The organism is Photobacterium carnosum (genome assembly GCF_002849605.1).
Taxonomy (GTDB): Bacteria; Pseudomonadota; Gammaproteobacteria; order Enterobacterales; family Vibrionaceae; genus Photobacterium; species Photobacterium carnosum.
Map to the genome: position 1 here is coordinate 135,809 of NZ_NPIB01000001.1, position 17,589 is coordinate 153,397.

Sequence of the window (17,589 nt, forward strand, 5' to 3'; positions counted from 1 at the left end):
TGGCTTTATTTAGAAACAAAAAACCGAGTAAATAATACTCGGTTTTTTTATGCCAATAATATTCTTTTTGCGAACTAACTATTTCTGTTAACTCACTAATTGACGTACCTTTTCTAAATCTTCTAATGTATCAACCCCTGCTGGCGGTGCATCAATAGCAACATCAACATGAATTTTTTCACCATACCAAAGCACGCGAAGTTGCTCTAATGATTCAATCTGTTCTAGTGGGCTTGGCTGCCAATTAATGTAGGTATTAATAAACCCTGCACGATAAGCGTAAATTCCAATATGACGCAGTATATTATGATGAACAATCCGCGGTTGCTTAGCAAAATTATCACGATCCCAAGGAATAGCAGCGCGACTAAAATACAATGCGTAACCGTCTTTATCCGTCACCACTTTTACTGCGTTAGGATTAAAGATTTCATCATGAAGATCAATCTCTACCGCTAATGTTGCCATTGGTGCATTGAAATTCGCAATATTATCTGCAACTTGACGAATAATTGTATCTGGAATGAGCGGCTCATCACCTTGCACATTCACCACAATATGATCATCTGCAAGTTGATATTTAGCAACCACCTCAGCCAAACGCTCGGTACCTGATTGATGATCAGTTCGGGTTAAACATACCTCACCACCAAAACTATGTACCACATCGACAATACGTTGATCATCAGTCGCAACAATGACCTGATCGGCACCAGATTTACATGCTTGTTCGTAAACCCATTGCACCATCGGTTTACCTGCAATATCAGCTAACGGTTTACCAGGTAAACGTGTTGATTGATAACGAGCAGGAATAATAACAGTAAAGGCCATTACTTAACCTCATCAGAACTTAATGTACGCGCTTCTGAATCAAGTAGAACAGGAATACCATCATCGATAGGATAAGCAAGACGATCAAACTTACACACTAATTCATTATTTTCTTTATCGAAATTCAATTTGCCTTTACATACAGGGCAAGCAACGATTTCAAGCAGACGGTGATCCATACTTTTCCTTAACCTCTATAATCTGTTTAATTATGGCTGATGCTTGTGGCTCAGAGATAACTGCATCAACAGGCAGATACCACCAATTATCCTCAGCGAATGGGTAACACTTTACCGCATCTTTTTCAGTCATGACTAAATGTTGCCCTTGTTGGGCTAACTCTAATAATGTTTGATGAGTAAATGCTTGATGATCAGCAAAAGGCTGACATACAACAGGCTTTACTCCTAACGTATCTAATGTCGCAAAAAATCGTGGGGGATGACCAATACCCGCCATTGCAATGACCGACGCTAACGATGTAGCCGCACAACGGGCACCGGTTTTAATATTAATTAATTCTGATGGTGATAAATGCATTGTCGCTTCATTAGCGTGAGCGATGCCACCATTACAAATAAGGAAATCAACATCATTTAAACGCTGACATGATTCTCGTAACGGGCCTAATGGCAATAATTGCTGATTACCAAATCGACGTTTACCATCAATAACGACTAATTCAAGATCGCGCTCAAGAGCATAGTGCTGTAAACCATCATCAGTAATGATGACATCAATATCATGCTTCAATAGCAGTTTTACTGCCTCGCTTCGAACCGGGGCAACCGCAACAGGCACGCCAGTTCTACGACGAATCAATACTGGTTCATCACCAGCAAGATCAGTACTGGTATCACTCTCGACAAAATACGGATAATACGGCGCTTTACCACCATAACCACGTGAAACGACACCAGGTTTTAATCCTTGCGCTAAGAGTTGCTCTACCAACCAGATCACGACAGGTGTTTTACCATTACCACCAGCAGTAATATTACCAACAATAACCACGGGTACTGGCGCTCGATATGCTACTTTTTTACCGTTAACATACTGCTGCCGCTTACGACGACTAATCATGCCAAACAGTTGACTGAGGGGCCACAATAATGGCCACAACAGTAAATAAGCAATTCTCGCTTTACCTTTAAGCGCAGATTGATACCACAGAGCCTCAATAATAGCTGCCACAATTAATCACCAAATTGAATACGATGAAGTTGCGCATAGGCACCATTTAGGCTAATTAATTCGCCATGTGTGCCACGTTCAATGATTTCACCATCATCGACCACTAAAATTTGATCCGCTTTTTCAATCGTTGATAGGCGGTGAGCAATAACTAAAACAGTACGATCTTTTTGCAGCTCATCCAGTGCCTGTTGAATTGCACGTTCTGACTCAGTATCCAAAGCAGACGTCGCTTCATCGAGCACTAACACTGGCGCATTACGTAATAACGCACGAGCAATAGCAAGACGCTGGCGTTGACCACCCGATAAACTCACACCATTTTCGCCAATAATAGTATCAAGCCCATGCTCCATGTTTTTAATAAAGTCCATTGCATAAGCAAGCTCAGCGACACGTTCAATATCAGCACGGGTATAAGCATCACCACCTGCGTAAGCAATATTATTTGCAATCGTGTCATTAAACAAATGAACACTTTGCGATACTACCGCAACTTGGGAACGTAAATTTGACAAGGTGTAATCTTGAATATCAATATTATCTAAATGTAGATCGCCCGAATCGATATCGTAAAAACGCGTCAATAAGTTAGCAATAGTACTTTTACCTGACCCTGAGCGCCCAACAAGAGCAATGGTTTTACCCGCAGGAAGTTCAAAGCTTACATTACGTAACGCAGGTGTATCTTTCGTTGGGTAAGTAAAAGTAACATCTTTTACTGATACATCACCTTTTACGCGTTCAACTTCATGCTTACCATGATCTTTTTCTGTATCTAAATCCATTAAATCAAACAATGTATGACAAGCAGCCATACCACGTTGAAATTGAGAGGTAACATTCGTTAATGATTTAAGTGGACGCATTAAGCCAAACATTGCACCAAATACGACAGCAAAAGTACCCGGCGTTAATGAATCACGTAATGATGGTGTATTAGCAAGAATTAACACCACAACCAATGCTGAAGAAGCAATAAGTTGGATAATAGGGTTAGCAATCGCCTGTGCAGAGACCAATTTCATGGATTGGCGACGCATTAAATTACTTACATAATCAAAACGTTCTTTTTCAACCTGCTGCCCGCCGTAACTTAATACGACTTTATGACCTTTTAGCATTTGCTCAGCTGATGAGGTAACAGAACCCATTGCATCTTGCATATTACGTGAGATCTTACGGAAACGTTTTGAAACAATGCCAATGCTGATAGCAACAACAGGGGCGATAACAATCAAAATAGCGGATAACTGCCAGCTATTCCAAAACATCAATACCATTAAACCAATGATCGAAGCACCTTCACGAACAATACTGACTAATGCACCACTCGTCGCAGAGGCAACCTGTTCAGAGTCATAAGTAATACGTGATAATAATGCACCTGACGCTTCTTTATCAAAAAATGCTACTGGCATTTTCATGAAATGTTGAAATAACCGCCGACGCAGGCTCATTACAACATTACCAGAAACCCATGATAAACAATAAGTTGACACAAAACCACTTGCACCACGCATGATCATTAAGCCAACCAGATAGATGGGCATCATGGCAAGAAAGCCTGAATCTATGTTATCAAAACCACCAAAACTTTTATCAAGTAACGGTTTGATCATTGATAACATTAAGGTATCACCCGCCGCATTAATGATCAGTGCAATAACAGCAACAATAATGCCTGCTTTATAGCTCTTGATATAAGGCCACAGTCTTTTATAAGTATCTTTGGTTGATTTTTCTGTTAATTGCGTCATGAATGCCAATTTTGATGAAATACAATCTTCCTATTCTACCCTTAAGATTGCTATCAACCAAATTTGTCCACAATCCTTTTCTCTTAAACTACTTTTTATGCTCATAAAAACGACACTAAATACCATTAATATTCATTATTTTATTCTTTAGCTAACCATTGTGGCCGATACCATGCTTGAGAGTAATGATAACGTTGTTGTTTAACGCTGTAGTTATTTGGGCTCATGATTATAGATACTTGACCACTATCTTGGGTACTAATCCAATTTACATTATTAGCTTGATACCGTTTTTTTATCATCATTGACGGTAAACCCCATGGATTGAAATGCCCAATTGATACAACGGCTAATGATGGTTTGACTGCATCAAGTAAAGTTTGTGTTGAAGAAGTGCTGCTACCGTGATGTGGCACTACGATAATATCGGCTTGCCAATCTTGCACCTGCGTTAACATAACTAACTCAGACTTAGCATCAATATCTCCGGTTAATAATACACTTGGACCGCTGCCATCCACTGGTTGAATATGAATAACACAAGAATCTGAGTTTGTTGCTCGATCTGTGGTAGCTGGCGGCCATTTAACTGAGAATTCAAGTCCCTGCCATTGCCATTTTTGTCCCATAACACAGGCTAAAAAGCCATCACGTTGATCACTACTGTATTTTTCTAGAGGTTGATAACGCTGTATAAGATAATCACTGCCTCCAGCATGATCATTATCAGAATGACTTAAAACAAGCCCATCAACAGCTGATATTCCTTTATAAGCTAATATCGGTTCAATAATTGATTGTGCAATACTTTTTCCCTCCCAAGCATTACCCGTATCATAAATAAATACCCGCTGCTGTTTTTCTATTAAAATAGCTAATCCATGACCGACATCTAATATCTTCATCGTCCATTGTGATTGATCACTCTTTCTATTCTCCCACCACCCACTGCATGCAATAAAAATAATACTGAAGTAAAACCAACGAAAATACTTCAATGGTAATAATGGCCATACAACAATCATTACCGCAATCATCACTAACAGTGGCGTTATTGAAGCCGATAACATCATCCATGCACCATTACTCCATGCCGCAACGTTTAAAATGGGTGTTAATGAAAAATCAGCCAATAACCAAAACAATGATGATAACCACGGCCACCCTACGGTTATCACACCAATCAAGACTAAAGGTACGGTAATAAAACTAAGCCAAGGAACCGCAATTAAATTAGTTAATGGTGCCGCAAGAGAAACACCACCAAACCACCACCATTGAATGGGCAACATTAATAACAATAAATATCCCTGAACCTTAAATAAAGACTTTATGCGTTGATACCATCGTTGTTGCCAAGACAATGTTGTCATTGTCGGTGAATTTTCAATAATAAACATAATTAAGAAAATAATAACCGCACCAAATGACAGCCAGAATCCTGCGCTGTAACTCACAAAAGGATCCCATGACAAACACAAACCTAACGTGACTAATAATATTTGCCAAGGTCGCCAATTAATTGCAGTAATGCGTAAAACACCCACGATTAAGCACATTAATAACGCACGAATTGTCGGTAAGCTAAATCCTGCAAGCCATGCGTATCCAAAAGCAAATAACAGCCCGCACAGCAAAGGTAGCCATAACCAATAACCCGTTTGCGGTAAACATAATCGTAATAAATAACCTATCCACCACCCGATAAGCATCGCCAACCCAATATGCAATCCTGAAATGGCTAATAAATGCGCCAACCCACTATCACGTAAATCAATCCAGTCCTGCGCTTCAAGCCCTTCTCTTAATCCAAAGGTTAAAGCCGTTAAATAACTTTGATGACGAGTATTTTTTAGTAAGGGGGTTACGTTATCTAACCATTGCTGGCGAAATGATATTGAAGATGACAATCGCGTCGGTAATCCATTAGCATTGATAACAACTGCGCGACCATGAATACTGCGGCTTAATGCGTATCGCTCACGATCGAAACCCGCTTGATTAACACGCCCAACAATACGACTCAACCTAACAGGCAAGCGCCATATTTGTCCTTGTTTTAATCTTGGTGCATCTTTCCAAAAAACCATCAGACGTAATGGCAATACAAAATCAACATTAGGTGAATGTAAATTTAGCACCTTTACTTCAAAATACTCCGTGGGTATATTTTCATTAAAAAGCGTACTAATGCTTACATCTATGATAGTATTAGAGCTGTTTATTGGAATACTATCAATATTGTTAATATATTGATTAGCATCAAAAACAGCCCAGAATATAGCAAGTGAAAAGCAAATAAAAATAACACTTCGATACACCATAAACACAATGACACCAACGACTATTATTAATAGTAAATACCCATACGGTGGCAACGTGTTAAAGAGATGTAACGACAGATAACCGCTTATGCTTGCTATAAATATTTGAACCATATGGCTTTAGCCAGTCAAAAAAAAATATTATGCCAAGACATTTCATTAAAAAATTTCTGCCTAGCCATGAAGTCATTAAACGCCAAAAAGCGTTAAAAATATTTGGCAATGTACTTTATAACCCTAATCTATGGTGTCTAAACCGTCGCTCTGCGTCTGGTGCTTTTGCTGTTGGGTTATTCATGGCTTTTGTCCCTCTTCCAAGTCAAATGTTGATGGCTGCTGGTCTCGCTATTATGTTTGGCGTGAACTTACCTTTATCCGTCGCACTCGTATGGGTCAGTAATCCCGTCACGATGCCCGTACTTTTTTATGGCGCTTATAAGCTAGGTGCCTGGGTACTGCATAGTCCTGATGTTGGCTTTCATTTTGAGTTAACATGGGATTTCCTTTTAAATCAAATGAGCCAAATTGGCCCACCGTTCTTATTAGGTTGCTTTATTTGCAGTGTTCTAAGTGCATCTATTGGCTATTTTGGTATTCGATGGCTATGGCGCTATTCAGTCGTACGTAGTTGGAATCGCCGTAAATTTCGGATTCCAAAAACACGTTAACTGTAATTTTGTTATAACAATAAAACTCTGTAATTGCGGAGTTTTATTGTTAACTCCCCTTTCTTTGAGAAACTACCTCCATCATTTCACTTTCTAGATAGTCAATTTTTCACAATTACTCGATCTAACGCACATTTATTTTTCTTATAACGGCATCAAAAACTTATATTGCTAATTAGTTGCACTTAATTCCTAGTAATTGTTATTGTTCAGTCTACTATTTAAAAATAGAATACAGCCTTAAATAGCAGTAACTTATTGCCAGCTGATAAGCATTAATATTTTAATTAAAGGGAAATAAAATGGAAAATCCAGTAAAGAATTTACTCACAAAAGGTTGGAAGTGGTTTGTTGTCGTTGGGGTTATTGTTGCTTTAGCCGGTATTTTTGCAATTAGCTTGCCCGTTGCAGCAGGCATGACAATCACAACAATTATTGGCGTGATCTTCTTAGTCATAGGTTTAGTACAGGTTTACCACACCTTTAGTATTCCACAATGGAAAACTAAAATTTGGTATGTCATCAGTGCGCTATTTTATCTTCTTGGCGGCTTATTCATTCTAGGACAGCCATTCATTGGCTTAGTTACCATTACCGTTCTTATGATCGCCACTATGGTATTTAATGGTATTACACGAATGATGTTTGGTTTTAGCAGCCGAGAGCACCTTGCTGGCTGGCGTTGGATTGTTTTCAGTGGTTTATTATCAACAATCATTGGTATCTATTTCTTTAATCTAATGCATAACCCTGAATTCTCAATGTCACTATTGGGCATCTTTGTGGGTGTTTCTTTAATTTTTGAAGGTATTAGCTTTATTTTCATTGGTTCACAAATGAAAAAAGCACTCCTAAAATAAACACACTCAGCACACAATCATAATTAAAGCTTCAGTTAACTACTGAGGCTTTTTCTTTATAGATCATAAAGTAATAGGTAAAAAATAGAATTAAAAAAACATTTTCATTACAAAATATTATAAAAACATTGCCTTTGATTATAATTTTAAGTAAAAGTGTATTTTTGATACTTAGGCGATACTGTTGATGAGTTATCTTACTCTATTTAGCTTACTGCTAAACGCTTTACTAGTAAGCATAACAACTATGGCAGTGCCTACACCGTGGTATCAATACGACTCTCATCAAGCATCAGAATTTAACATTATAAATAATGAAAAAAACTGGCACGATAATGTCGTAATTTTATCCAATAATAATCATAAAACACGACAACTATCAAAAATAGACAAGAAGAAATTTGTTCCAGCTCTATATTGTGATAACAATGTCACTAGACAAGCCCACCAAATAACAAGTCATTATTCTAAATATCAACGGTATTCACATCTTATTCTTGCTAACTTTCAATACCGTTTTACCCATAGTCGTCGGCAATTACTGTTACTCAATTTCCACGACATTTACTTTAATTATGACTCTGACTACAAGGACTACATAGATGCTTGATTCATTTGTATCTATTTTTTCAGCGCTATGGCAACAAGATTTTGCAGCATTACAAAACCCTGAAAGTATTGTAATGATCTATTTTTGTGTCACCTTTGTTATTTGGTTAGAAAGCGCATTTTTACCCGCCGCACCATTACCTTGCGACAGCATTGTTATTTTATCGGGTACATTAGGTGCTATGGGTATCATTGATTTTAAATTAATCGTATTTTTATTAATTATGGCTTCAGCTATCGGTAGCTGGCTAGCTTATTTACAAGGCCGCTGGCTAGATCATTTACCTAAAGTGAAACAATGGGTCGAGATGGTTCCGCCTCATCGAATGCAAACAGTAGATAAACTATTAATTCGACATGGTGTTGTGGCTTTATTTGCCGCACGATTTATACCCGTTGTACGTTCTTTACTGCCTTTAGTTATGGGCTTTAGAATCAAAAACCAAGCACATTTTTTCCGTTTTGCTTGGTTAAGTGCTACTGCTTGGATCTTATTACTAACAGGATTAGGGTATTTATTAACGCTATTACCTGAAAATATCGCTCGCATAACAACCATGATATTAATGGTGGCACCGTTTATTACCTTGAGTATTGCAATTATTAGTCTGTTTAGTAGTTGGCTAATTAAGCGTATTAAAAAAAATAATATCGCTTAATCTCTCTTTACAAAATCAAGTTACAAAACCGATTTACAAATCAATAGCTATAAAAAAACCCGCTAAATTTAGCGGGTTTTTTATTGTCAATATTCGGGCTAAAACTTAGAAGTAGAAGCGAGTACCGAATACGATGTTAGTTAGGCTGTCTTTCGCTTTACCACTTGAGAACTCAATATCGTCAGTTGCGATGTTGTAGTTAACTTCTGCACTTAGTGCAACATTAGGGTTGATGAAGTACTTAACACCAGCCGCTAATTTAAGGTTTAGTGCCCAAGAATCACCACTTTGACCTAAATCAGAATTAGCACCATCTTTGTTGTTGTAGTTTAGAGCTGCAAGCTCAGTTGCTGCACCAACATAAGGTACCCAGTTAGTAGTGTTAACAAAGTTGTATTCAGTGAATACACCTAGTTTACCACTAACTGCATCATTTTCGTCTTTAGCTGCAACAGAAGCAGTACCACCTAGCTCCCAGTTGTCTTTAATAAATGTACCGTAAGAACCGTTTAAGTTCAGATCCCAACCACTACCTAGTTTAGCGTTACCTTGAATACCAATTTCTTGTGTACCAGCTGGAAGTTGAACAGCTGCTTGTGCAGCAACAGGAGCCATTACAGCAAAAGCTACTAATAAACCTAGTGCATTCTTTTTCATTTTAATTCCTAATTGTTTTATTTATTAACAAATCGCTGTCTATTTATAGAATGACAGTCTTATCGATTATAGAATAACAGTCATATTCGATACAGGATAAATTTGATCTAACGACGACTAAAACCGATTTGTTTTTAAGTAGCGACAAATTATCATGTAAATATGACACTGTTAAATTAAACAATATAAATTCACAAAAAAAAGAACAGTGTTCGTAATTTATATGTCATATAAATTACGATTAGAAATTTCAGATAAACATCAAGCAGCATCAATACTGACATGTATTTCTTTTTTTATAAAAAATCATCACTAAAAAAATAAAAAAAAATTAAGAAAATAAAAAAAAAGAGCCCAGCAACACTTATAAATATCACATTTAAGGCTAATTTGTAATCAAATAGGACGTATTGCACTCTATTTGTGAGTTTATTTATTACGCATTTTATCTTTATTTACAGACTAAAAATGAACTTATCTCTAATAATGCGTTAAACACCGCTTTTTTTTGACTATTAAGGCTATTTACTTAACCAACAAATAAAAAAGCGGAGTCTCGTACTCCGCTTTTCAACTAACATAACAGCTGTAAATTATATAAGTTATTACTTAGCACTCAATACTCGTGCCGGGTGTAATCGACTTGCTCGTGTCGCTGGATACCAAGTGGCAATCAAACTCAATACAATTGCAGTGGTCGTAACAATCGCCACATCCTGCCATGCTAATTGCGTTGGAAGAAAGTCAACAAAATAGATATCTCCAGATAAAAAACGATGCCCGATGATTTTTTCTATCACTCTAACAATATGCGTTAGATTAATAGCAATTAATGACCCAAATAATGAACCAATAATACTACCCAATACACCCGACAATACCCCATGCCAGACAAAGATAGATTTAATCAGTCGATCAGTTGCCCCCATGGTACGTAATATTGCAATATCAGCGGCACGATCCTTCACCGCCATCATCAATGTAGAAACAATATTAAAACAAGCCACACCAATCACGAGTACCATCACCAAATACATAATGGTACGAACCATTTGAATATCACGGTATAAATAGCCGTATTTTTGGGTCCAGCTTTTTAGATAAACATAAACGGGTAGTGTATCACCCACTTCTTTTACGATTTGTTGGGCGTTAAGCACATTATCAACATTCATTTCAATACCTGAGACACCTTGTCCCATATCTAAATATTGTTGAGCATCTTGTAACGGCACAATGGCTAAGCTGTGATCAATTTGTCCACCTAGGGCCAGCAAACCAACAACCTGTAATCGAATACGTTTTGGGGCACGTAACTTCATTTGAGGATCAGTATTTGGAATCATTGCGGTGATCCAATCGCCAACCTTCAATTTAAGCTTAGTTGCCACACCTTGACCTAAAATAACTTCACGCTTACCCGCTGTAAATCGCGACCAAGCATTATCTTTAACATAACGAGGTAGCTCACTAACTTTTAATTGTTCTTTTGGATCGACACCACGTACAGCAACTGCTTTAAGTTTAGAGCCTCTTTCAAGCAAGGCTGTAAATTCAACATAAGGCGCGGCGGCAGTAATATGTGGATGCAGTTCTACTTGCTTTAATAACGGTTTCCAATTATTTAATGGTGGTTGTACGGCTTGTAGTTCACCTTGAGGAATAACAGACAGTACCCGTGTTTGTAATTCACGCTCAAAACCATTCATCGCCGACAAACCAATGATGATCACTGCAACACCCACAGCAATTCCAAGCATTGATGATAAAGAGATAAATGACACCATTCGATTTCGTTTTTTAGAACGATTAAAACGACTACCTATATAGAGAGATAACGGACGAAACATTACTTCTCCTTAATCTCAGCTAAAATACCATCTTGCATATACATACAACGATCAAGTTTTGATGCTAATTGCGTATCATGGGTAACCACTAAAAATGCCGTACCTGATTCAGTATTAAGCTTACGCATTAGATCATAAATATCTAACGCTGTTTGATGATCTAAATTACCCGTCGGTTCATCTGCCAATACAATCGCAGGGTTATTCACTAAAGCACGAGCAATGGCAACCCGTTGACGTTCCCCCCCACTCAATTCGGATGGACGATGTTCAAGACGATGACTCAACCCCACCATATCTAGCATATCTTGTGCACGAGTACGGGCTTCACTAATAGCAACCCCGCCAATCAATAACGGCATGGCTACATTTTCAGTCGCTGTAAAGTCCGCTAACAAATGATGGAATTGATATACAAAACCAATATCTTGATTACGAATTTTAGCCTGTTTATTTGAACTTAAGGTATCTAAGCGCTGACCTTTAAAAAACACTTCACCGTTAGTAGGTTCATCTAGCGAACCAAGAATATGTAATAACGTGCTTTTACCTGAGCCAGAAGAACCAACAATAGCCACCAACTCATGATCAGCGATATCAATATTAACCTGTTTCAATACTTCAGTTTGTAACTGACCCTCTTGATAGGTTTTACATAATTGACTACAAGATAATAATGGATTATTCATAACGAAGAGCCTCAGCAGGACGGACAGCTGCCGCACGATAAGATGGAAAAATAGTCGCTAATAAGCTCAATATAATAGCGCCAACAATAACAGCCAAAATTTGCATTGGTTCAAAGTCAACAGGAAGAGAACCACCAATAACCGCAAGATTGACCCCTAAAAATGCCATGATTGGATTTAGGTAGTAAGAGATTATCACGCCAAAAACACCACCCAACAGAGCACCAATGACACCACTACTTGAACCTTGTACCATAAATAACATCAATACCTGTCGATGAGTCATCCCTTGTGTTTTCAGAATGGCGACTTCAGCTTGCTTCTCCATTACAACCATTATTAACGCTGAAATAATATTAAACGCAGCAACTCCAATGATAAGCCCCAACATCAGCCCCATCATATTTTTTTCCATTTTAACCGCTTGGAATAACTCACCGCGCTGTTCACGCCAATCTGACCATTTCCAATCGTTAGGCAAGGGTATTTTTGCTAATTCTGTCACTGCAAAAGGATCATTCAGATACAAACGCCAGCCCGACATTTGATCCAATTTATAATGCAATAATCGCCCCGCATCAGAAATATTAGTGAACACCAACTGCTTATCAACATCAGAGCCTGTATCATAAATACCAGACACAGTGAAATTACGCTGGCTTGGTAAGCGTCCTAATGGTGTAAATTGGCTCGCACTAGTCACCATTAATCGAATTTTATCACCGGGTTGAACGTCTAATTCAACGGCAAGTGCTTGACCAATAATAACGTTAAAACTACTCGGTTGAAGATCTTTTAATGAACCAACCATAAGGTGATCGGCAATAGGATCATATTGATTAGGTTCAATACCAATCATCATACCGGCAGCTAATGAGTTGGCACTCTGAATGATGGTTTCACCACGTGTTATTGCGGTCACTTTTGTTACATGCGGTAATTGTTTTAATACTTTCGGCACATGCTCCGAGAGTGGAACGCGACCATCAGCATTGGTGACAATAGCTTGTGGTAACACTCCTAAAATTCGATCTTTGAGTTGTTGTTCAAAACCATTCATAACCGACATTACTGTAATTAAAGCCATCACCCCCACTGTGATGCCTGCAGTTGACATGTAAGAAACAAAGCGACTAAAGCGATCACCAGAACGCCCACGTAAGTAGCGTAAACCAATAAAAAAAGATACAGGATGAAACATAGGCTTAAAAAACCACTCCTTTATTTGATAGCTCAAGAATACGCGTTAACGGCACTGTTTACCATCTAGCTAAGTAAATGTAATGTAAAAACAGAGGGTAAAAGATACCCACTTTACTGAGATCACTTGCTCGTAAGTACGCTCTAAGTAATAATCAGCACTAATGTCACCGATATTAGCCTTGGTTACATAATTAATATAATGACACACTCGATGACAATTAACTGGCAGTGAGTAAGCAATGAGACAAGATGAATACTTTTCAGTTCACTTAGGACTAACAATCAATGTCGAGCCATTAGCTGATGGCAAGCCGCTCCCTAATGCCGAAACTTTTAGTGCTGAAATACCAACGCTATTTCGTATAGCCCGCGAATGTAACACGCTCGAAGAAAATGCAGAACGGCTATTAAACGGCTTTGGTAAAGAAGATAGTAAAGCGTTGATCGACTATCTTGGTGCTCAAAATAGTAAAATAAACCTGCTGCTATCTTACGTGTTATCTCAACAAGATAATGCTAATTATCGTTATATTACCGAAACCTTTGGTGCCAGTAATCTAAGCTTTTATAGTCCACATCATTTTACGATTGGGCAAAATACTACCGTTAAACTATTTTTAGATCACCCCGCCGCTGCCATTTATTGTTATGCTGAGGTGATTAATTGCTCCGTTTCAGATGATCGTTTTTTAATTCAGTTGCACTACACGCGACTGTTAGAAGAAGATCGTGATTTATTAATCCGTGCCGCACTGCATTGCCAACAAAAGCTTTTACGTCAGCGGGCCCAACAACGAAACATGAATAATAACAATGACGAATAAAACATTACTCTCAATCCCCTTACCAAAAAAATCTGGGGATAATCGCTACATCGGTAATTTATCTGGTTCTGCGTTGGCATTGTCATTAGCAGAAATAGCCACTAAACATAATGGTCCTATACTTGCCGTTGTCGCGGATACGCAAACTGCGCTAAAACTACAGCCAGAGATCAGCCAATTTTGTGATCTTGATGTCCATGTTTTTCCTGATTGGGAAACACTACCGTATGATAATTTCTCGCCACATCAAGATATTATCTCTGAACGTCTGGCTCGTTTATATAAAATGCCAACGCAGAAAAATGGCATTATTTTAGTCCCAATCAGTACCTTACTACAGCGATTAACACCGCAAGAGTTTATTCATCAACATGCGTTAATCGTCAAAAAAGACGATCGTATCTCACTTGAAAAGCTACGATTACAGCTAGAAGCATCAGGTTATCGTCACGTTGACCAAGTGATGGAGCACGGTGAATACGCGAGCCGTGGTTCATTAGTTGATCTTTTTCCAATGGGAAGTAATGCACCATACCGGATTGATTTCTTTGATGATGAAGTGGATTCTATTCGTCAATTTGATCCTGAAAATCAGCGTTCAACCGCAGAAATCACCACCATTGATCTACTGCCTGCGCATGAGTTTCCAACCGATGAGTTAGCAATAGAAAACTTCCGTATGCGTTGGCGTGAACGATTTGAAGCCCGTCGCGAGCCAGAATCTATCTATCAACAAGTCAGTAAAAAAATCTGGCCAACAGGTATCGAATATTGGCAGCCGCTATTTTTTGATCATACCGAGACTTTATTCGATTATTTACCGACTAATACGCTATTAGTGACATTAGGTGATTTAGAACCCGCTGTAGACACATTCTTACACGATGCTGAGCACCGTTATGATCAACGTCGCGTTGATCCGCTACGGCCATTACTTGCACCTAAAGAATTATGGCTAACTAAAGATGAAATGTTTACTGGCTTTAAACAACTGCCTCGCGTAAGAATACAACGCGAAGCTATTGACGCTGAAAAAGTGGGTCGCTATAACCCTGCTTTAACGCCCGTTCCAGCTATAACGATTAACCATCAACTCAAAGAGCCATTCACAGAATTACGTCACTTCACTGAGCAATTTAAAGGCAAGATCATCTTCTCCGTTGCTTCTGAAGGTCGTCGTGAAGCCTTATTTGATCTATTAGCGCGCATAAAACTACGCCCAATTGTATTTGATAACCTTAGCGCGGCAATGGCTGATAAAGCCAAACATTGTCTTGTTATTGGCGCAGCTGAAAATGGTTTTATTCTTGAAAAACCCGCAGTCGCTTTTATTTGTGAAAGTGATTTGCTTGGTGAACGTATTCAACAGCGCCGCCGCAATGATAAAAAAACCACCGTTAATGCTGATACCATTATTCGTAACCTTGCTGAATTACAAGTGGGTCAGCCGGTAGTTCATATCGATCACGGTATCGGGCGTTATCAAGGCTTACAAACCCTAGAAGCAGGTGGAATAAAAACAGAGTATGTCACTCTTGAATATCAAGGTGGTGCAAAACTGTATGTACCCGTTGCCTCTCTGCACTTAATCAGCCGTTACTCTGGTGGTGCTGAAGATAGTGCACCAATTCATAAGTTGGGTGGTGAAGCGTGGGTTAAAGCACGTCGTAAAGCGGCGGAAAAAGTCCGTGATGTAGCAGCTGAGTTACTTGAAGTTTACGCCATGCGAGAGCTAAAACCGGGCTTTAAGTTCAAACTTGATCGTGAAAGCTATGCAGATTTCTGTACCAGTTTCCCGTATGAAGAAACTTATGATCAAGCGTTGGCGATTAATGCCGTCTTATCTGACATGTGCCAACCGAAAGCCATGGATCGTCTTGTTTGTGGTGACGTAGGCTTTGGTAAAACAGAAGTCGCAATGCGTGCTGCCTTTGTTGCAGTAGATAACAACAAGCAAGTCACTATCTTAGTACCAACAACATTATTGGCACAACAGCATTTCGAAAATTTCCGTGACCGTTTTGCCAATACACCCGTTCGCGTTGAAGTATTATCGCGCTTTAAAACAGCCAAAGAACAAAAACAAATTCTAGCGGATGTTGAAGAAGGTAAGATTGACATTCTTATTGGCACTCACAAACTGCTCAATAGCAGCGTTAACTACCATGATCTTGGATTACTGGTGGTCGATGAAGAACACCGCTTTGGTGTACGCCAGAAAGAAAAAATCAAAGCCATTCGTGCTGATGTTGATATTTTAACACTAACCGCAACCCCGATTCCCCGTACATTAAATATGGCGATGAGCGGCATGCGTGATTTATCAATTATTGCTACACCACCAGCACGTCGTTTAGCGATTAAAACCTTTGTTCGTCAAGGTGATGAAAATATTATTCGCGAAGCAATATTGCGTGAAATTAGCCGTGGTGGCCAAGTTTACTTCTTGCATAACGAAGTCGATAGTATTGAAAAAACTACCGAAGATTTAGCTAAGTTAATTCCTGAAGCTCGGGTCACCTTTGCTCATGGTCAAATGCGTGAACGTGAACTTGAACGGATCATGGGTGATTTTTACCATCAACGTTTTAATGTATTGGTTTGTACCACCATTATTGAAACAGGTATTGATGTGCCAACCGCAAATACCATCATCATGGATCGTGCGGATAATCTTGGCTTAGCGCAATTACACCAATTACGTGGTCGTGTCGGTCGCTCCCACCACCAAGCCTATGCGTATTTACTAACGCCACACCCAAAACGTATGACTAAAGATGCGGTTAAACGTTTAGAAGCCATTGCGTCACTTGAAGATCTTGGTGCGGGCTTCACACTTGCTACCCATGATTTAGAAATTCGTGGTGCAGGTGAACTCCTCGGTGATGAGCAAAGTGGGCAAATTCAATCGGTTGGTTTTAGCCTCTTTATGGAGATGCTAGAACAAGCAGTAGAGTCATTACGTGAAGGTAAAGAGCCAACACTTGATGACTTGCTCAAGCAACAAGCTGAAGTGGAAATGCGTATTCCAGCATTACTACCCGACGATTATATTCCTGATATTAATATCCGTTTATCACTTTATAAGCGTATCGCTAGCGCAAAAGATGATAATGAACTCAACGAGATTAAAGTTGAATTAATCGATAGATTTGGTCTTTTACCTGATGCAGCTATTAACCTAATTACCGTTAATAGTCTTAAACTAAAAGCGGCTATCATTGGGGTTAAGAAAGTGGAGAGTAATGAAAAAGGGGGTTACCTTGAATTTAAACAAGATGCCGCTATTAACCCTCATTTCTTGGTTGGTTTACTGCAAACACAACCCCATAACTTCAGAATGGAAGGGCCTACAAAGTTAAAAATAATGGCAAGTGAGACAGATCGTAAGAAAAGAATTAAATTTATTGAAGATCTGCTTAATCAATTTCGCGAAAATATGATTTAATATCACCCCG

15 protein-coding genes are annotated in these 17,589 nt (G+C 38.8%); 6 read left to right on the forward strand and 9 right to left on the reverse strand.

All coding sequences use genetic code 11. The features are described 5' to 3' along the window. Window positions 1–87: 87 nt before the first annotated feature. From kdsB to CIK00_RS00645, 5 genes are all read right to left on the reverse strand, one after another. Window positions 88–834, reverse strand: coding sequence for a 3-deoxy-manno-octulosonate cytidylyltransferase (gene kdsB / locus CIK00_RS00625; protein ID WP_101766997.1), 747 nt, complete (start codon window positions 832–834; stop codon window positions 88–90). Then, window positions 834–1,013 carry a Trm112 family protein gene (locus tag CIK00_RS00630; protein WP_036795220.1) on the reverse strand — a complete coding sequence of 60 codons (180 nt, stop codon included), beginning with the start codon at window positions 1,011–1,013 and terminating at the stop codon, window positions 834–836. The genes kdsB and CIK00_RS00630 overlap by 1 nt, the downstream gene beginning before the upstream one ends. After that, window positions 994–2,028 carry a tetraacyldisaccharide 4'-kinase gene (gene lpxK / locus CIK00_RS00635; protein WP_101766998.1) on the reverse strand — a complete coding sequence of 345 codons (1,035 nt, stop codon included), beginning with the start codon at window positions 2,026–2,028 and terminating at the stop codon, window positions 994–996. The genes CIK00_RS00630 and lpxK overlap by 20 nt, the downstream gene beginning before the upstream one ends. Before the next feature lie 2 nt (window positions 2,029–2,030). After that, window positions 2,031–3,788 (reverse strand): lipid A ABC transporter ATP-binding protein/permease MsbA, encoded by a 1,758-nt coding sequence (gene msbA / locus CIK00_RS00640; RefSeq protein WP_101766999.1) that lies wholly within the window; start codon window positions 3,786–3,788, stop codon window positions 2,031–2,033. Window positions 3,789–3,928: 140 nt separating this feature from the next. Then, complete coding sequence (locus CIK00_RS00645) at window positions 3,929–6,226, reverse strand: DNA internalization-related competence protein ComEC/Rec2 (RefSeq protein WP_101767000.1); 2,298 nt, start codon at window positions 6,224–6,226, stop codon at window positions 3,929–3,931. A 29-nt stretch (window positions 6,227–6,255) separates the two neighbouring features. Between CIK00_RS00645 and CIK00_RS00650 the strand changes: the two genes are divergently transcribed. The 4 genes from CIK00_RS00650 (at window position 6,256) to CIK00_RS00665 (ending at window position 8,908) form a co-directional block, all read left to right on the forward strand. Next, window positions 6,256–6,780: a DUF2062 domain-containing protein gene (locus tag CIK00_RS00650; RefSeq protein WP_101767001.1), complete on the forward strand. Its 525-nt coding sequence runs from the start codon at window positions 6,256–6,258 to the stop codon at window positions 6,778–6,780. A 302-nt stretch (window positions 6,781–7,082) separates the two neighbouring features. Next, window positions 7,083–7,640, forward strand: a complete 558-nt coding sequence (locus CIK00_RS00655; RefSeq protein ID WP_101767002.1) for an HdeD family acid-resistance protein — start codon at window positions 7,083–7,085, stop codon at window positions 7,638–7,640. 247 nt (window positions 7,641–7,887) lie between these two features. Further along, a complete protein-coding gene (locus tag CIK00_RS00660) occupies window positions 7,888–8,250 on the forward strand; it encodes a hypothetical protein (RefSeq protein WP_144043127.1) in 363 nt (120 codons plus the stop codon). After that, window positions 8,243–8,908, forward strand: a complete 666-nt coding sequence (locus tag CIK00_RS00665; RefSeq protein WP_101767004.1) for a DedA family protein — start codon at window positions 8,243–8,245, stop codon at window positions 8,906–8,908. Before CIK00_RS00660 ends, CIK00_RS00665 begins: the two co-directional genes overlap by 8 nt. A gap of 105 nt (window positions 8,909–9,013) precedes the next feature. On the opposite strand, the gene CIK00_RS00670 is transcribed toward CIK00_RS00665, so the two are convergent. From CIK00_RS00670 to lolC, 4 genes are all read right to left on the reverse strand, one after another. Continuing rightward, entirely contained in the window at window positions 9,014–9,565 is a 552-nt protein-coding gene (locus tag CIK00_RS00670) for an outer membrane beta-barrel protein (RefSeq protein ID WP_101767005.1), read from the reverse strand. A 605-nt stretch (window positions 9,566–10,170) separates the two neighbouring features. Next, window positions 10,171–11,415, reverse strand: a complete 1,245-nt coding sequence (gene lolE / locus CIK00_RS00675; RefSeq protein ID WP_101767006.1) for a lipoprotein-releasing ABC transporter permease subunit LolE — start codon at window positions 11,413–11,415, stop codon at window positions 10,171–10,173. Continuing rightward, the gene (gene lolD, locus CIK00_RS00680) at window positions 11,415–12,104 is read right to left on the reverse strand and encodes a lipoprotein-releasing ABC transporter ATP-binding protein LolD (protein ID WP_101767007.1); all 690 of its coding nucleotides are present in this window, start codon (window positions 12,102–12,104) and stop codon (window positions 11,415–11,417) included. Before lolD ends, lolE begins: the two co-directional genes overlap by 1 nt. After that, window positions 12,097–13,305, reverse strand: coding sequence for a lipoprotein-releasing ABC transporter permease subunit LolC (lolC, locus tag CIK00_RS00685; RefSeq protein ID WP_101767008.1), 1,209 nt, complete (start codon window positions 13,303–13,305; stop codon window positions 12,097–12,099). The genes lolD and lolC overlap by 8 nt, the downstream gene beginning before the upstream one ends. A gap of 241 nt (window positions 13,306–13,546) precedes the next feature. Here lolC and CIK00_RS00690 point away from each other — a divergent pair, with 241 nt between their 5' ends. Beyond that, window positions 13,547–14,131 carry a PilZ domain-containing protein gene (locus CIK00_RS00690; RefSeq protein WP_101767009.1) on the forward strand — a complete coding sequence of 195 codons (585 nt, stop codon included), beginning with the start codon at window positions 13,547–13,549 and terminating at the stop codon, window positions 14,129–14,131. Further along, window positions 14,121–17,579, forward strand: coding sequence for a transcription-repair coupling factor (gene mfd / locus CIK00_RS00695; protein ID WP_101767010.1), 3,459 nt, complete (start codon window positions 14,121–14,123; stop codon window positions 17,577–17,579). The genes CIK00_RS00690 and mfd overlap by 11 nt, the downstream gene beginning before the upstream one ends. The last annotated feature ends 10 nt before the right edge of the window (window positions 17,580–17,589 follow it).